The sequence below is a fragment of the Acidihalobacter aeolianus genome, assembly GCF_001753165.1.
Lineage (GTDB): Bacteria > Pseudomonadota > Gammaproteobacteria > DSM-5130 > Acidihalobacteraceae > Acidihalobacter > Acidihalobacter aeolianus.
On record NZ_CP017448.1, the window covers coordinates 1,912,564 to 1,927,816 of the forward strand.

14 protein-coding genes are annotated in these 15,253 nt (G+C 65.1%); 8 read left to right on the forward strand and 6 right to left on the reverse strand.

Annotated elements, in window-relative coordinates:
- Nucleotides 1-8: 8 nt before the first annotated feature.
- The gene (locus BJI67_RS08725; protein ID WP_070072701.1) at nt 9-620 is read right to left on the reverse strand and encodes a DedA family protein; all 612 of its coding nucleotides are present in this window, start codon (nt 618-620) and stop codon (nt 9-11) included.
- A gap of 128 nt (nt 621-748) precedes the next feature.
- Between BJI67_RS08725 and glpK the strand changes: the two genes are divergently transcribed.
- Complete coding sequence (gene glpK / locus BJI67_RS08730; RefSeq protein WP_070072702.1) at nt 749-2,248, forward strand: glycerol kinase GlpK; 1,500 nt, start codon at nt 749-751, stop codon at nt 2,246-2,248.
- 27 nt (nt 2,249-2,275) lie between these two features.
- Here the strand turns inward: glpK and BJI67_RS08735 are convergent, their stop codons facing one another.
- Nucleotides 2,276-2,818, reverse strand: a complete 543-nt coding sequence (locus tag BJI67_RS08735; RefSeq protein WP_070072703.1) for a DUF2058 domain-containing protein — start codon at nt 2,816-2,818, stop codon at nt 2,276-2,278.
- A gap of 266 nt (nt 2,819-3,084) precedes the next feature.
- A complete protein-coding gene (locus BJI67_RS17420) occupies nt 3,085-3,927 on the reverse strand; it encodes a hypothetical protein (protein WP_156782090.1) in 843 nt (280 codons plus the stop codon).
- Between the two features lie 457 nt (nt 3,928-4,384).
- Here BJI67_RS17420 and BJI67_RS08740 point away from each other — a divergent pair, with 457 nt between their 5' ends.
- Entirely contained in the window at nt 4,385-5,053 is a 669-nt protein-coding gene (locus BJI67_RS08740; RefSeq protein ID WP_070072704.1) for a Bax inhibitor-1 family protein, read from the forward strand.
- 74 nt (nt 5,054-5,127) lie between these two features.
- Nucleotides 5,128-5,451, forward strand: a complete 324-nt coding sequence (locus BJI67_RS08745) for a Smr/MutS family protein (RefSeq protein WP_070072705.1) — start codon at nt 5,128-5,130, stop codon at nt 5,449-5,451.
- A gap of 34 nt (nt 5,452-5,485) precedes the next feature.
- Here BJI67_RS08745 and BJI67_RS08750 read toward each other — a convergent pair whose 3' ends face one another.
- The 3 genes from BJI67_RS08750 to BJI67_RS08760 form a co-directional block, all read right to left on the reverse strand.
- On the reverse strand, nt 5,486-6,055 hold the full coding sequence (locus BJI67_RS08750; RefSeq protein ID WP_070072706.1) for a porin family protein: 570 nt from the start codon (nt 6,053-6,055) through the stop codon (nt 5,486-5,488).
- A 152-nt stretch (nt 6,056-6,207) separates the two neighbouring features.
- Complete coding sequence (gene hisC / locus BJI67_RS08755) at nt 6,208-7,284, reverse strand: histidinol-phosphate transaminase (RefSeq protein ID WP_070072707.1); 1,077 nt, start codon at nt 7,282-7,284, stop codon at nt 6,208-6,210.
- Between the two features lie 54 nt (nt 7,285-7,338).
- Nucleotides 7,339-7,683, reverse strand: coding sequence for a pentapeptide repeat-containing protein (locus BJI67_RS08760; RefSeq protein WP_070072708.1), 345 nt, complete (start codon nt 7,681-7,683; stop codon nt 7,339-7,341).
- Between the two features lie 190 nt (nt 7,684-7,873).
- Between BJI67_RS08760 and BJI67_RS08765 the strand changes: the two genes are divergently transcribed.
- The 5 genes from BJI67_RS08765 (at nt 7,874) to BJI67_RS08785 (ending at nt 15,238) form a co-directional block, all read left to right on the forward strand.
- The gene (locus tag BJI67_RS08765; RefSeq protein WP_070072709.1) at nt 7,874-9,124 is read left to right on the forward strand and encodes a glycosyltransferase family 4 protein; all 1,251 of its coding nucleotides are present in this window, start codon (nt 7,874-7,876) and stop codon (nt 9,122-9,124) included.
- Nucleotides 9,121-10,380, forward strand: a complete 1,260-nt coding sequence (locus tag BJI67_RS08770) for a glycosyltransferase family 4 protein (protein ID WP_070072710.1) — start codon at nt 9,121-9,123, stop codon at nt 10,378-10,380. Before BJI67_RS08765 ends, BJI67_RS08770 begins: the two co-directional genes overlap by 4 nt.
- 5 nt (nt 10,381-10,385) lie before the next feature.
- Nucleotides 10,386-12,230: an ABC transporter ATP-binding protein gene (locus BJI67_RS08775; protein WP_070072711.1), complete on the forward strand. Its 1,845-nt coding sequence runs from the start codon at nt 10,386-10,388 to the stop codon at nt 12,228-12,230.
- Nucleotides 12,227-13,603: a UDP-glucose dehydrogenase family protein gene (locus tag BJI67_RS08780; RefSeq protein ID WP_070072712.1), complete on the forward strand. Its 1,377-nt coding sequence runs from the start codon at nt 12,227-12,229 to the stop codon at nt 13,601-13,603. The genes BJI67_RS08775 and BJI67_RS08780 overlap by 4 nt, the downstream gene beginning before the upstream one ends.
- Nucleotides 13,604-13,720: 117 nt before the next feature.
- Entirely contained in the window at nt 13,721-15,238 is a 1,518-nt protein-coding gene (locus BJI67_RS08785; RefSeq protein ID WP_156782092.1) for a glycosyltransferase family protein, read from the forward strand.
- Nucleotides 15,239-15,253 lie beyond the last annotated feature (15 nt).

Consider the following 15,253-nt stretch of genomic DNA (forward strand, 5'->3'; position numbering starts at 1 on the left):
CCGCGGGCTCAGCGCTGGCGCAGGTGGCGGTACACGTACAGCGCAAAGCCGACGATCAACAGCCCGCCGATCACGACGTCGAAGCGGTGGAAGTAAGGCCCGAGGGTGTCCCAGTTCTCGCCCAGCTTTACGCCGAGCTCGGCCAGCCCCAGGCTCCACAGGAAGGAACCGGCGAAGGTGTAGAGCACGAAGCGCTTGATCTCCATGCCGGCGATGCCCGCCGGCAGGGCGATGAAGGTACGCACCACCGGCAGCAGACGGCCGACGAAGATGGTGATGTCGCCATGGCGAGCGAACCAGCGGTCGGCCAGCGCCAGGTCGTGGCGCGAGACGAGTACGTAGCGCCCGTAGCGCTCGACCAGCTGGCGCCCGCCGTAGCGGCCGATATAGTAGGCGACCAGCGAGCCGAGCACGCAGCCGACCGCACCGGCCAGCGACACCCACCACAGATTCATTTCGCCGCGATACACCAGATAGCCGGAGAACGGCAGGATGATCTCCGAGGGCAGCGGGATGCACGCGCTCTCGATCGCCATCAGCAGGACGATACCGGCATAGCCCAGCCGCGAGATGGTGGCGATCACGAAGGCGGCGAGCAAGGCGACGAGTTTTCCGAGCATGGGCGATCCGGCAGGCGGCGAACGGCAACCGATGATACCCAATCGGCGCACGCGGGTCGCCCCGCGAGCGCTCTTGGCCGATGCCCTTATACTGACCGCTGACCATTGTCCGCAAGGAACCCACGGCCATGAACGACAGCGACGGCTATCTCCTCGCCCTCGACCAGGGCACCACCAGCAGCCGCAGCATCGTGTTCGATCTCGCCGGCCGCGCGCTGGCCCAGGCGCAGCAGGAATTCGAGCAGCGCTACCCGCAGCCCGGCTGGGTCGAGCACGAGCCCGAGGTCATCTGGGGCACCCAGCTCGCCACCCTGCGCGAGGCGGTGCGCAAGGCGCGCATCGATCCGGCCGGGATTCGCGCCGTGGGCATCACCAACCAGCGCGAGACCACGCTGCTGTGGGACCGCCGCAGCGGCCAGCCGGTTGCCCCGGCCATCGTCTGGCAGGACCGGCGCACCGCCGGCCTGTGCGACGCGCTACGTGCCGAGGGTCACGAACCTCTGTTCCGCGAGCGCACCGGACTGCTGCTCGACCCCTACTTCTCGGGCACCAAGCTGCGCTGGCTGCTCGACCAGGACAAGGCGCTGCGGCGTCGCGCGGAGGCCGGCGAGCTCGCCTTCGGCACCGTGGACAGCTGGCTGATGTACCGCCTCACCGGTGGCCGCGCACACGTCACCGACGTCAGCAACGCCAGCCGCACGCTGATGTTCGACATCCGCCATCTGGCCTGGGACGCCGAGCTGCTGGCGCTGCTCGACGTGCCCGCCGCAGTACTGCCCGAGGTCCGTCCCTCGGCCGGGCATTTCGGCACCCTGGACCCGGCCATCCTCGGCCCCGAGATTCCGATTGCCGGCGTTGCCGGCGACCAGCAGGCGGCCCTGTTCGGGCAGGCCTGCTTCGCCCCCGGCATGGCCAAGAACACCTACGGCACCGGCGCATTCGTGGTCATGCACACCGGAGAGCAGCCGGTGACGGGCGATGGCGTACTGGCCAGCGTGGCCTGGCAGCTCGGCGACGCGCCGGCCGAATACGCGCTGGAAGGCTCGATCTTCGTCGCCGGGGCCGCGGTGCAGTGGCTGCGCGACGGCCTCGGCTTGATCCCGGACGCCTCGCGCGTGGAAGCGCTGGCGCGCAGCGTGCCGGACAACGGCGACGTCTACTTCGTGCCCGCCCTCACTGGACTCGGCGCACCGTTCTGGGACCCTTACGCACGCGGCCTGATCGTCGGCCTGACCCGCGGTACTCGCGACGCGCACATCGCCCGCGCCGCGCTCGAGGCCATGGCCTACCGCACGCGCGACGCCATCGACGCGATGACCGCGGCCACCGGCATCCCGCTCGCCGAGCTGCGCGTCGACGGCGGCGCCTGCGTGAACGACTGGCTGATGCAGTTCCAGGCCGACATGCTCGGCGTCGCCGTGCGCCGACCGCGTCATACCGAAACCACGGCCCAGGGCGCCGCGGCCCTGGCAGCCCTGGGCGCCGGGGTGCTGGACCGTACCGATATCGCGGAAAACTGGACGGAGGATCGGGGATTCATACCGGGTATGGAGGGCGCCGAGCGCGAGCGCCTGTACTCACGCTGGCGACAAGCCGTCGAACTCAGTCGCGGTTGGGCGCGTACCTGAACCAACACACGGAGGCCCTGTACACAGCTACCACATCAGATCGTCGGGTACCTCGAAGCGCGCGTAGTGAGCACGGTCTTCATCCGACATTGAAGTCTCGCCGCTGGTCAGGGCAACGAGGACAGTGGCATCCCGCTGGGCGATTTTCTCCGCGGCGGCAGTCGACACCAGTGCATAGGCGTCGTCCAGCCGAGCGATGCGCAACGCGCTCGAACCCAGTCGTTCGTGCGTTGCGCGATTCACGTACAGGGTCTTGATCTTGTCGCCGTCGACGAAATTGTGGGCAATGTCGCCTTGCCAGTCGCTGATACGGTTCGATTCGATCAGCTGACGCAAGGCCGCAGCTTCCGCCCTCGCCTTCAGCTCCGTCTGCCGAGACTGATTGAGTTCGCGATCGCGAGCCTGCTTTTCGCGCACTGCTTCGGCGGCAAGCCTGGCCGCTTCATCAGTCACCGCACTTGCTTGCCTGCCCTGCTTGAGCCGCTGGTGCTTTTCCTTTTTGACCTGCCGAGCCTTCTTGTCATCGACTAGGCCGGCCTGTTTGAGCTGGTCGAACAGCGATCCGGACATGAGAATTTCGCTCAAGTGTTAGCCAGCGATAATTCTATATGACTGCCGCAGTCTACTGTCGCTTGCATCCTATTGGAATGCCCAAGCAGCGCCCTTGTCCTGGCTACCGCTGCACCTGCCCTGGGAGGAACGAGCAACAGCCCCCCCTATGACTGATTCATGGGTTCAACAGCTACTTGGATTCGATAAGGCTTGCCATATACGCCTGCAAAACAAGGGCTTAAGACGTATTTGGCTTCCTTATCTGACCCTTATGGATCCTCTCCTCAAGCGGCGAGCGATATCCCTTGTTTACCCTTACTACGCTTTCTGGACCAGAACGCCAGACCGCCAATCAAAAATAAACCCGGGAGCATCAAAGTCCATTCTGAAGGCTCGGGAACAGGATTACAGGAACCATAGCCGGCTGACGGTGCATTGGGTGTTTGGGAATTCGTATCCGTTATCCAGCCACTGCAATTACTCGGGTTAATACCCTGAATATGCGCAACGGAAGCAAAACCTCTCGCTTGATCCGTGATCGACCATAGATCATTGCTGTTAAATCGGTAGGAAACTGACTCAGTGCCGCCAAAACCTTTTTGCCAGTAGAACGCGAGATCGTAGCCGTCTCTGACCGGCACCGATCCCGTACCAATACTGGAATTGGTAAGGTTGTTAGCAACTGGGGATAGCATGGTTAGCGTGTTGTAAACAATGCCACTAGCACCCGTAGCAGTAAAGGGGCTTCCCGACGGGACATACCGACCAAAACCCGCCATCGTGCCGACTTGAGATCCACTCTGAGTGGTGGTGAAATTAAAGGCCCAACCAATCGGTGGCTTTGACCCAGAGGATGAACCCTGAACCTTTTCGGTTCCCGTAAGGTACGAAGTCAAGGTCAGTGTGTATTGGTACGTATACCTGTCGTATGTCTTGCCAGAACTAGAGGTTCGCGCGAGGGTAGCACCCAACCAAATGTTGGCGTTGTTAGGATAAGAAGATGGGTTTGGCTGCGTCCCTGTGTACAGATTATCAAGATATGTCGTTGTAGTGATCGTCCCGGCTTCGGCGGACATCGCCCAACCTAGACTTCCTATCGCCAGAGCTGCCACCCAGATCCTCTGCATCAGTAACCACTCCCTCACAGATGTTAGAGCTATGGCTGACGGCAGCCTCCGAGCAGTTTCGCTCAACCATCAACCCTAGCAATGCCTAGTGATTGATAAGCAATTTTCGGGCCAATACACAAACACTGCTCGCTCAATATTCAGTACAGCACAAACCAAAATCCAGAATACACGCCGAAAAAACTAATTTTTTCCCATTAATCAGTTATATATAATACCACCAGACGACCACCCAAACCCACCACAACGCAATCCAAGAACTCCACTGTTCAAGTCATAGAGCAAAGAACATGACCCGCACAGACCATGCGGTTGTAAAATTCACCGACACTACGATTACTCCACAGATTTAGTTATCTGGGAACCATTTATGGTTAGCTTGAATCTCACCTATTTGTATCGTGACGACATCCAGCACATGTTGATTTAATCGGCCTGTACTATTTCGAGGACTATTATGCCCATCTACACCACTTCCCCAACCCGCGCCCTGGCCACAGGCTCGGTCCTCTCCCGCACCTACGGCCTGCTCGCGGCGAGTCTCGCACTCACTGCGGTGACCGCCGAAGTCGGCATGCGCTCGGCGCTGGCCTGGGAACATCCGCTGCTGTGGATGATTCTCGCCTTCGGCGCGCTGCTGGGCATCCAGTTCCTGCGCGCCAACCGCGGCCTCGCCCTGTTCCTGCTGTACGTCTTCTCGGGGCTGATGGGCTTTGCGCTCGGGCCGGTGATCGGCGAGTTCCTGCGCATGCCGGGCGGCGCGGCGATCGTGAGCGAGGCAGCTGCAGGCACGGCCATCGACTTCGCTGCGCTGTCGGCCTATGCGTGGGTATCGCGCCGCGATTTCAGCTTCCTGTACGGCTTTCTGTTCACCGGTCTGGTGATCGCGGTGATCGGCAGCATCGCCGGCATCTTCCTGCACATCGAATTGCTGCATCTGGTGATCGCCGGCATCGCACTGCTGGTGTTCTCCGGCCTGGTGCTGTTCGACACCAGCCTGCTGATCCGCCAGCGTGGTGTGGTCGATCCGATACTGATGGCGGTATCGCTGTATCTCGACGCACTGAACATCTTCATGGCCCTGCTGCAGATTCTCGGCCTGACCCAGATGGGACGTCGCAACTGAGTCCACGGCACCGTCGCGCGGCCCGCCCCCGGCCACAGCCGGGCGGCGAGGTCGTTCAACTCGACATCGACGGCGTGCTCGACCTGCATCATTTCAAGCCGCGCGAGGTGCCCGACCTGGTGCGTGAATACCTCGATGAATGCCGCCGCCGCGATATCGCCGAGGTACGCATCGTGCACGGCAAGGGCAAGGGCGTGCTGCGCGCCATCGTGCAGGACATCCTCGCCCAGGACCCACACGTGATTGCCTACGGCCCCGCCATGGACCGCAGCGGCTGGGGTGCCACGGTCGCGCGTCTGCGCACGGCACGCACGCCCCCGCCACACAAGGCGGAGACCGGCACGGACGTCGAGCGCAAGGGATTCTGGCAGAGACTGTGGCCCTGGCGGCGGGACTAGGCCCGCCGCCGGAACCGCAAGGGACGGATGAGGCTCAGCCCATCGGCAGGGCGTAGTCGACGCCGACCGTGAAGTTGTCGTTGCTGATGCTGTTGGCGTCCTGGGTCATCCACTGCACACCGACCGACAGCCGCGGACGCACATGGTACTTGAGGCCGATGCCGAGGCGACCGCCGATGTCGCTGCCGCCCAGGTCGCCGGTGGCCTGCAGGTTGCCGAGGCCCACCTTCACGTAAGGCAGCAGCGCCTGGTCCTCGCCGAGCGGGTAGCCCGCCATCAGATCGACGCCGATCACGTCGGAACCGTAGCTCACGTTCGCATTGTGCGTGGCCTGCGCGTTCAGGTCGGCGAATACCTCGCCGCCGAGGATGATCGGCGCGGCGGTCGAATTGGCGAGCGCCATGCGATAACCACCGGACACGCCGGCCGTCAGCGAATTCTCGGTGTTGAGCCCGCTGGCGCTCGACTGGTTGATGCCCGCGTGCGCCCCGATATAGGCACCGGTCCACGGGGTCGGGCCGACATACTGCGCCGGCATGGCCAGCGCCGTAGCCGGGAGCGCCAACAGGGCACAGACGGCCAAACGGGTTCGGGTAAGCTTCATAAGAATGGAACTCCTGGACTGGATTGCACGGATCACCGGGGCACAAGACCCGGGGACATACGGTCTACGCGGCAGTCGCCGCCATAGGCCTCAAGACGCCGTCGGGCGAAGAAGGGTTTCACCCACCGGCTTCGAATCTGCCTATGACCGTATCAACGGGAGTTCGGTTCGACTGAAAGAATTTCTGCGAGTGCTTCCAGCAGCGTCGAACATTGCGCATCGGTACCAATGGAGATGCGCAGATACTGGTCGATGCGCGGCAGGCGGAAATGGCGGACCAGAATGCGCCGCTCGCGCAGCGCCCCGGCAAGACCGCTGGCGTCACGCCCGGGATGGTGCGTGAATACGAAATTGGCCGCCGAAGGCAGCACCTCGAACCCCATTGATTCGAGTCCCGCTGTCAGGCGTTCACGACTGGCGATCACCGCCTGCCGCGTACGCTCGAAGTACGCTTCGTCGGCCATGGCGGCGACCGCACCGGCAATCGCCAGCCACCCGAGGGGGTAGGAATTGAAACTGTTCTTGACCCGCTCCAGGCCCTCGATCAACGGTGCCTGACCGAACGCGAAACCGACTCTCAGACCCGCCAGCGAGCGCGACTTGGACAGTGTCTGGATAACCAGCAGGTTGGGGTATTCGGGCACCAGCGCGGTCGCCGATTCGCCACCGAAATCGATGTAGGCCTCGTCCACGACGACCACCGAATCGGGGTTGAGATCGAGCATGCGCCGCACCGCGTCCAGCGGCAGCAGCCGGCCGGTGGGCGCGTTCGGGTTCGGGAAGATCACCCCGCCGTTTTCGCCCGCATAGTCCTCGGGATCGATGCGCAACGCCTCATCCAGCGGCACGGGGCGATAGTCGACGCCGTACAGGCCGCAATACACGGGATAGAAGCTGTAGGTGACGTCCGGAAAGAGGATTGGCCGCGCGTGCTTGAGCAGCGCGCAGAAGGTGTGCGCCAGCACCTCGTCCGAGCCGTTGCCGACGAACACCTGCGCAGCGTCCAGCCCGCAGCGCGCCGCAATAGCCGTCTTGAGCGCGGCCGCTTCGGGGTCGGGATAGAGCCGCAGGCCGTCGCCGGTGGCGGCCTGTATCGCCGTGATCACGGCAGGAGACGGCGGATAGGGATTCTCGTTGGTATTGAGCTTGACGAGCTGCTCGACACGCGGCTGTTCGCCCGGCGTGTAGGGGGTCAGCGTAGCGACGAGATCGCTCCAGAATCGGCTCATGCAAGGCACCCGCGAGGAAAGCCCGCATTATGCCGCATTCGCGATCCCGCAGGATCAGCCCTGACGCAACCGCGTCCCGTACTTGAGCGACAGCTCGATCTCGGCGGCCGACAGCGTGGCAGGAAAATAGGTTCGCTCCACCAAGGCGTCGCGCAGGGTGGCGCCCTCCAGCGTGCAGTCGCGCATGTCCAGACCGCACAGGTTGGCGCGGTCGAGACGGCAGTCGCTGAAATCCACCCCCGCCACATTGGCCTTGCGCAGATCCATCGCATGCAGATCGCGCCCGGCCACGCGGCAGGGCTTGCCAGCATCGCGGCGTGCATTGAATTCCTCGATCCGATGCTGGCCCAGCAGTTCGCAGGGATCGTTGTGTTCGCTGTTCTGTGCCGATGTGGTCATTTTCTCGTCCTCGGTATTCGGGGCGGACACATTGATTCAAGCCGCCTGATGCACACATGGAACCAATTGATGCGTATCGGCGTGATCAGGATCAATGAACGGGCGGATAAGGCCCGCCAGCATCCGCCGACAGCCGAGATATCGGCTCCAGGCTTGCCTTTGAACGACAACGAAACCAGGGGTCAGGCTCATGTTTCCCAGCAGCGACAAGCCGATCGGCTACATCCTCAAACGCTATCCTCGACTGTCCGAAACCTTCATCCTCAACGAGATCAGGGCGCTGGAACGCCTGGGCACGCGCCTGACGCTTTTCTCTCTGCTGCGTCCCGAGGAAACGCACTACCATCCGACCGTGAACGAGGTGCGCTCGCCGGTGCATTACCTCCCCGTGAGCTGGCTGGAGAAGGCCCGCACGGTGGCCGGCGCCCATCTGTCCGTACTCGCCGGCGCACCGGGACGCTACCTGCACGCCCTGGGACTCGCCACCTGGTGGTCCATCCGCACGCGCCACCCGATCAGTGTCGGCAAGCAGTTTCTGCGTGCCGGATTCGTCGCGAGCCACTGCCGCCGTGAAGGTATCAAGCACCTTCACGCCCACTTCGCCAACGCGCCGGCCACCGTCGCCCGGCTTGCCAGCGTGATGAGCGGCATCACCTACAGCTTCACCACCCACGCCAAGGACCTGTACCTGTCGCCGCCGCGGGTGATCGAGCGCCGCGTACGCTCAGCCAGCTTCGTGTTGACCTGCACCCAGCACAACGTCGACTATCTGCGCGGCTTCCTGCCGCCCGAGGAGCAGCGCAAGGTACATCTCGTCTATCACGGCATCGACCTTTCGGCATTCCCGCCCGCCGCCCTCGATGAACCTGCGCAGGATCTGCCGCTGATTCTCTCGGTCGGCCGCCTGGTGCCGAAAAAGGGCATGACCGACCTGATCGAGGCCTGCCGTCTGCTGCGCGACCGCGGCGTACCGTTCCGCTGCGCGATCGTCGGCCAGGGCCCTCTGCGCAACGATCTCGAACAACGCGTGGGCGAGCTCCAGCTCGGTAACGAAGTGCAGTTCCTGGGCGCCATGGCCCACGACCGACTGATCCGCTTTTACGGCGAGGCCTCGATGTTCGCCCTGGCCTGCCACGTGACTGAGGACGGCGATCGCGACGGCATTCCGAATGTGATCGTCGAGGCCATGGCAACCGGCCTGGCCGTGGTCTCGACCCAGGTCTCCGGCATTCCCGAACTGGTCGATCACGGCCGCAACGGCATCCTGGTGCCGCCACGAGACCCGGCCGGCATGGCCGACGCCCTGCAACGCCTGATCGAGCAGCCTGCGCTGCGCAACCGCATCGGACAGGCCGCCCGCGACAGCATCGAGGGGCGCTTCGAATGCTGGGAAACCGCCAAGGAAGTCCGCTCACTCCTGCTTGCGGAGGCCGCGTCGTGAAAATCGCCTATCTCTGCGCCGACGGCGGCATTCCCGTGCTCGGCCACAAGGGCGCCTCGGTCCACGTGCGCGAGATGATCGGCGCCTTCACCCGGACCGGTCACGAGGTGTCGCTGTTCTGCAGTCGTCTCGGAGAAGGCAACGCACCGCCTCCGGGCGAATGCATGGAACTGCCGCCGCAGGATGACCCCGAGCCGATCGCCAACGCGGCAAGGGATCTTGGCATCGAAACCTACGAGCACGACCGCACGCTGCGCCGTGAACTGGCACGCATCGCGCACGACCGTGCGCTGGCGGCGCGCATGCTGGGAGCCCTGCAGCGCAGCGGCCAGCGCCCCGAGCTGCTTTACGAACGCTATTCGTTGATGCACCGCGCCGGGCTTCAGGTTGCCGCCGCCCTCGACATCCCGCACATCCTCGAAATCAATGCCCCGCTGGTGGAGGAGCAGGCCCGCTTCCGCGGTCTGGTACAGCGCGGGCTTGCCGAATCCATCGAACGCGAGGTATTCCGCGGCGCGAGCCACATCGTCGCCGTCTCCGCGGCGATGAAAACGCACGCGATCAAACAGGGAGTGCCGGAACAGCGCATCAGCATCCTGCCGAACGGCGTGGACACCACCCGCTTCAACACCGCGATCGACAAACTGCTGATCCGTGCGCGCCACGGCTTCTCCGGCAGCCCAGTGATCGGCTTCGTAGGCAGCCTCAAGCCCTGGCACGGACTTGACCTGCTGCTCGATGCCTTCCACCAAATCCGCCGCGAACACGGCGACGCGCGCCTGCTCATCGTCGGCGACGGACCCGTGATGGAGCATCTGCGCGAACGCATCATGCGCGAACGCATGGGTAATTCCGTGGTGCTGGCCGGACACGTCCCGCATGACGAGATACCCGCCTATCTGGCCGCGATGGACGTCACCGTGGCGCCTTACCAGCCGCAGCCGGACTTCTACTTCTCGCCGATGAAGGTGATCGAATCCATGGCCATGGGGCGCCCGGTAGTGGCACCACGCATCGGTCAGCTCACCGAGCTGGTCGAGGACGGTGTCACCGGACGCCTGTACTCGCCCGGCGATACCGCCGGCTGCGCCGCGGCGATTTCCGAGCTGCTGCAGAACCCGCTCTCACGCCGCGCCATGGGCGAACAGGCCGCGCGCCGGGCCAGCACGGCCTTCAGCTGGGATTCGAACGCCGCGCGCGTCGCCTCGCTGGCCGCGCAGATGTGTCCCACCCACGCCGGCCCGCTGGCGGTATAGGCACCATGCCGCGCGAAGCGGAATTCACGCTCTGGTCGCTGCGCACCTACTTGCGCCCGCACCGCCGCGCCCTGGCGGCCGCAGCCGCCGGGATGAGTCTGCGCGCAGGCGTGCTGTTGCTGATCCCCTGGCCGCTCAAATTCATTATCGACAGCGTCCTGTTCCGCCATCCGCTGCCGGCCTGGATGGCGGGCTGGCTGCCCGACCCTGTGCTGCATCGCGTTGCCCTGCTCGATGCCCTGGCTGTGATCATGATCGCACTGGGTCTACTCGACATGCTGCTCGCCATCGTGGGCAACCGCCTGCTGCTGGTGGCCGGTCAGCGGGCCGTATTCGAGCTGCGCCGCGACCTTTTCGCACACCTGCAGCGCCTGTCGCTCGCCTTTCACCGGCGCCGCCGTAGCGGCGAGGTTGCCAGTCGGCTCAACGGCGACATCCAGTCGCTGCAGAATCTTGTCACCACCGTCGGTAGCGGCGTGTTCGCGCACCTGCTCACCCTCGTGGGCATGGTGACGATCATGCTGGTGATCGACTGGCGCTATGCGCTGATCGTGCTCGCCGCCGGCCCGCTGCTGCTGTGGCTGATGCAGCGCTACAGCCAACGGCTCAAGCGCGCGCTGCGCCAGGCGCGCAACCGCGAAGGCGAGCTCTCCGGTCTGATCCAGGAAATCATGACCGCCCTGCCCATCGTGCAGGCCTACGGACGCCACACGCACGAGGACGACCGCTTCGGACAGCATGCAGGACAAAGCCTGGAGGCCACCATCGAGGCCAGCGACCTGCAGAACCGCTTTGCCCCACTGGTCGCCGGCGGGATCGCCATGACCACCGCGCTCGCCACCTGGTATGGCGCGATCCAAGTCCTGCACGGACGCATCACCGCCGGCGAACTGCTGGTCTTTCTCGCCTATCTGCGCGGCATGGCCGCCCCGCTGCGCCAGTTCGCCAAGTCGGCCGGCGTGATCAGCAAGGGGCAGGTCGCGGCCGAACGCCTGGGCGACATCTTCCATGAGGCGCCCGAGATCAGGAACCGCCCCGGTGCACTGCGTCCCGAACGCAGCCGTGGCGCCATTCGCCTGGAAAACGTGTCATTCGCCTACCGCGAGGCCCGCCCCATCCTGCACGAGATCGAACTCGACATCGCCCCCGGACAGACCGTAGCCCTGGTCGGCGCGACCGGCGCCGGCAAGAGCACGCTCGCGACACTGGTGCCGCGCTTGCACGATCCCGTGACCGGGCGCGTGCTGCTGGACGGACACGACCTGCGCGATCTCGATCTCGACTACCTGCGCGATCAGATCGCCCTCGTGCTGCAGGAGCCGCTGCTGCTGCAGGGCAGCGTGTGGGAAAACATCGCCTACGGGCGCGACGGCGCCACGCGCGACGATGCGATGGCCGCCGCGCGCGCGGCCGGCATCGACGACATGATCCGATCCCTGCCCCAGGGCTTCGACACGCCCGTCGGCGAGCGCGGCGCCGGGCTTTCCGGCGGCCAGCGCCAGTGCGTCTCCATCGCCCGCGCGATGCTGCGCGACGCCCCCGTGGTGCTTCTCGACGAGCCCACCAGTGCGCTCGACGCCTTTGCCGAACGCCGCGTGACGGCCGCCCTGCAGCGCCTTACGCAAGGCCGCACCACGCTGATCATCGCCCACCGCCTGGCCACCATCGCCGATGCCGACGTCATCGTGGTGTTGGACGGCGGGCGTATCGTCGAGCGCGGGCGCCACGCCGAGCTGCTGCAGCAAAACGGCGCCTATGCGGCCCTGTGGCGCGACGATTCGCTGGCTCGCGGAGCCGAGGTAGTACCCATTCAGAGCAACGACATTCAACGAGGGAGCATGCCGGCATGAAGATCACGATATACGGATCGGGTTACGTAGGGCTGGTGACAGGGGCGTGTCTGGCCCAGGTGGGCAATCACGTGCTCTGCGTCGACGTCGATCCCGACAAGATCCGGCGCCTCGAACAGGGCGACATCCCCATCTACGAGCCCGGCCTCGACAAGCTCGTGCGCGACAACGCCGCCGCCGGCCGCCTGCGCTTCACCCTCGACGCCGCCGAGGGCGTCAAGCATGGCCTGTTCCAGTTCATCGCCGTCGGCACCCCGCCCGACGAGGACGGCTCGGCCGATCTGCGCCATGTCCTTGAGGTCGCCCGTACCGTCGGACGCCACATGGACGAGTATCGGGTGGTGATCAACAAGTCGACCGTGCCCGTGGGCACCGCCGACCGTGTCCGCGCGGCCCTCGCCGAGGCCCTCGCCGCGCGCGGGGTGACGGCGGAGTTCGATGTGGTCTCGAATCCGGAGTTCCTCAAGGAGGGCGCGGCCATCGAGGACTTCATGAAGCCCGACCGCATCGTGGTCGGCACGGACAATCCGCGCACCGGCGAGCTGATGCGGGCGCTGTATGCGCCCTTCAACCGCAGCCACGAGCGCGTGGTGCTGATGGATGTGCGTTCGGCCGAGCTGACCAAGTACGCGGCCAATGCCCTGCTGGCCACCAAGATCAGTTTCATGAACGAGCTGGCCAATCTGGCCGAGCGCCTGGGCGCGGACATCGAGGCGGTGCGCGTGGGCATCGGCTCGGACCCGCGTATCGGCTATCACTTCATCTATCCGGGCTGCGGCTACGGCGGCTCGTGCTTCCCCAAGGACGTGAAGGCCCTGGAGCGCACGGCGCGCGGCAGCGGCTATCAGGCCGAGCTGCTGGCCGCAGTGGAGTCGGTCAACGAGCGCCAGAAGCAGCGCCTGTTCGAGAAGCTGCACGCGCACTTCGACGGCAACCTCAAGGGCCGCAGCTTCGCCCTCTGGGGCCTGGCCTTCAAGCCCAACACCGACGACATGCGCGAGGCCCCCAGCCGCACCCTGATGGAGGCGTTGTGGGACGCCGGTGCCCGTGTGCAGGCCTATGACCCGGTCGCCATGCACGAGTGCCGTCGGATCTACGGCGAACGGCCCGATCTTGCCCTGTGCGACAGCCCCGAGGACACCCTGGAGGGCGCCGACGCGCTGCTCATCGTCACCGAGTGGACTCACTTCCGCAGTCCCGACTTCGACCTCATCAAACAAAAACTCGCCCACCCCCTCATCCTCGACGGCCGCAACCTCTACGACCCCAAACTCCTACAGCAGCTCGGCTTCCAATACCTCGCCATCGGTAGGGGGGGAAATCCGCGTGAAACGGTGGCTGCGTCGCGGGCGGAACTGCGCCCTACCGGATGAACCGAAAGTCTGCATCGAGATGCAACCCTTTCGCTGTGCTCGACGTGTAGATCTTCAAGTGACATTCGATCATCCCATGCATCAGCGACACAGCAGCAGGCTGGAGGCGACACCGCAATGAATTCGCAAGCGTCAACCGTTTCGCGCAATCCGGCCGGCGCGCCGCCGGCAGCCCACAGCGGTCACCAGGCAGCTGCGGCATCCGGCAACCACTGCGGGCACCAGCAGCGCGCCTCGATCCGCTACCTGCACGGCAACGACTGGGTATCGCTATGCCTCGACTGCTGGCGTCGGCAGCGCAGCAACGTGGTCCCGCGCGGGCTGCAGCCCATCTCGCGCCCTGCCGGCGCCGTCGCCACCTACCCCGAGGCCGGCTACCCCGTAGCCAGCTGGCAGGACGGTTGGACCACAGAACGAGGGTTTAGCCGCGGCGTACCGCACCCCAGGCCACGGCGGGTGATGCTGTATTCGCACGACACCTTCGGCCTTGGTCATCTGCGCCGCAACCTTGCCATCGCACGCCAACTGCTGGCCATGCCCGGACGTTTCGAAGTGCTGCTGCTCACCGGCTCGCCGATGCAGGACAGCTGGCCGCTACCGCCCGGGTTGACCGTGCGTGCGCTGCCGCCGGTGGTCAAACTCGGCGACGAGCACTACGGTCCACGCGATCACGCCAAGAATTTCGCCCTGCTCAAGGGCCATCGCGAAGCATTGATCCTGGAAGCCGCACTCTCCTTCCGCCCCGACGTGTTCCTGGTCGACCACGCGCCCATCGGCATGGGCGGCGAGCTGCTGCCGACGCTCGCCCTGCTGCAGGAGGACTACCCGGACACCCGTCTGGTCCTCGGCATGCGCGACATCATCGACGCCCCGGCGGCGACCCGCCAGGTGTGGCAGGAGCAAGGCATTCACGACATCCTCGAGCGGGTCTACGACCGGGTTCTGGTGTATGGCCGCGAGGACTGGTTCGACGTCGTCGCTTCCTATGAGATACCTGAACCCGTGGCGCGCAAAATCCGCTACTGCGGCTACGTCTGCAATGACCCCTCTCCCGAATCCATCGCCCCCGCGCTACCGCCCGTACTGTCTGGCAGACAGCGCGTGCTGATCACGGTGGGCGGCGGCGGCGACGGCGCGTGCATCATCGAGGCTTATCTGCAGGCACTGCGCGAGCACGGCGGCTTCGGCTGCCAGAGCCTGATCGTGCCCGGGCCGCTGATGGACCCGACTGAGCGCGCGCGCCTTGAGGCCATGGCCGCCGAATGTCAGGACACACACTTCATCGATGGCGCGACCGACATGCTCCCCCTGATGGGCGAATGCAGTCTGGTGATCGCCATGGCCGGCTACAACACCAGCTCGGAAATTCTGTCTCTGGGCTGCAAGGCCATACTGGTGCCGCGTGCCCGTCCACGTGCGGAACAGCGGCTGCGCTCCGAAATGTTGGCGCGCTTCGGTCTGGTCGACCGCGTCGACCCGGACGGCGACCTGGTCGAACAGCTCGGGCGGCTGGTGCCGCATGCCCTCGACATCGAGGACCGTCATCGCACACCGTTTCCGCTGGAGGGCGCCGCGCGCGTGGCCGAGGAACTCCTCGCTCTCTGCCCGCGCAGCGAAGCGATGCTGGAAGCCTGAGGACGTAGCCGGCGA

Bases quoted from the DNA above. Each gene is read 5' to 3' on its own strand.
- BJI67_RS17420 (WP_156782090.1), bottom strand. From the start codon at position 3,927: ATGCAGAGGATCTGGGTGGCAGCTCTGGCGATAGGAAGTCTAGGTTGG.
- BJI67_RS08775 (WP_070072711.1), top strand. From the start codon at position 10,386: ATGCCGCGCGAAGCGGAATTCACGCTCTGGTCGCTGCGCACCTACTTG.
- hisC (WP_070072707.1), bottom strand. From the start codon at position 7,284: ATGAGCCGATTCTGGAGCGATCTCGTCGCTACGCTGACCCCCTACACG.
- BJI67_RS08785 (WP_156782092.1), top strand. From the start codon at position 13,721: ATGAATTCGCAAGCGTCAACCGTTTCGCGCAATCCGGCCGGCGCGCCG.
- BJI67_RS08760 (WP_070072708.1), bottom strand. From the start codon at position 7,683: ATGACCACATCGGCACAGAACAGCGAACACAACGATCCCTGCGAACTG.
- glpK (WP_070072702.1), top strand. From the start codon at position 749: ATGAACGACAGCGACGGCTATCTCCTCGCCCTCGACCAGGGCACCACC.
- BJI67_RS08735 (WP_070072703.1), bottom strand. From the start codon at position 2,818: ATGTCCGGATCGCTGTTCGACCAGCTCAAACAGGCCGGCCTAGTCGAT.
- BJI67_RS08725 (WP_070072701.1), bottom strand. From the start codon at position 620: ATGCTCGGAAAACTCGTCGCCTTGCTCGCCGCCTTCGTGATCGCCACC.
- BJI67_RS08765 (WP_070072709.1), top strand. From the start codon at position 7,874: ATGTTTCCCAGCAGCGACAAGCCGATCGGCTACATCCTCAAACGCTAT.
- BJI67_RS08750 (WP_070072706.1), bottom strand. From the start codon at position 6,055: ATGAAGCTTACCCGAACCCGTTTGGCCGTCTGTGCCCTGTTGGCGCTC.
- BJI67_RS08740 (WP_070072704.1), top strand. From the start codon at position 4,385: ATGCCCATCTACACCACTTCCCCAACCCGCGCCCTGGCCACAGGCTCG.
- BJI67_RS08780 (WP_070072712.1), top strand. From the start codon at position 12,227: ATGAAGATCACGATATACGGATCGGGTTACGTAGGGCTGGTGACAGGG.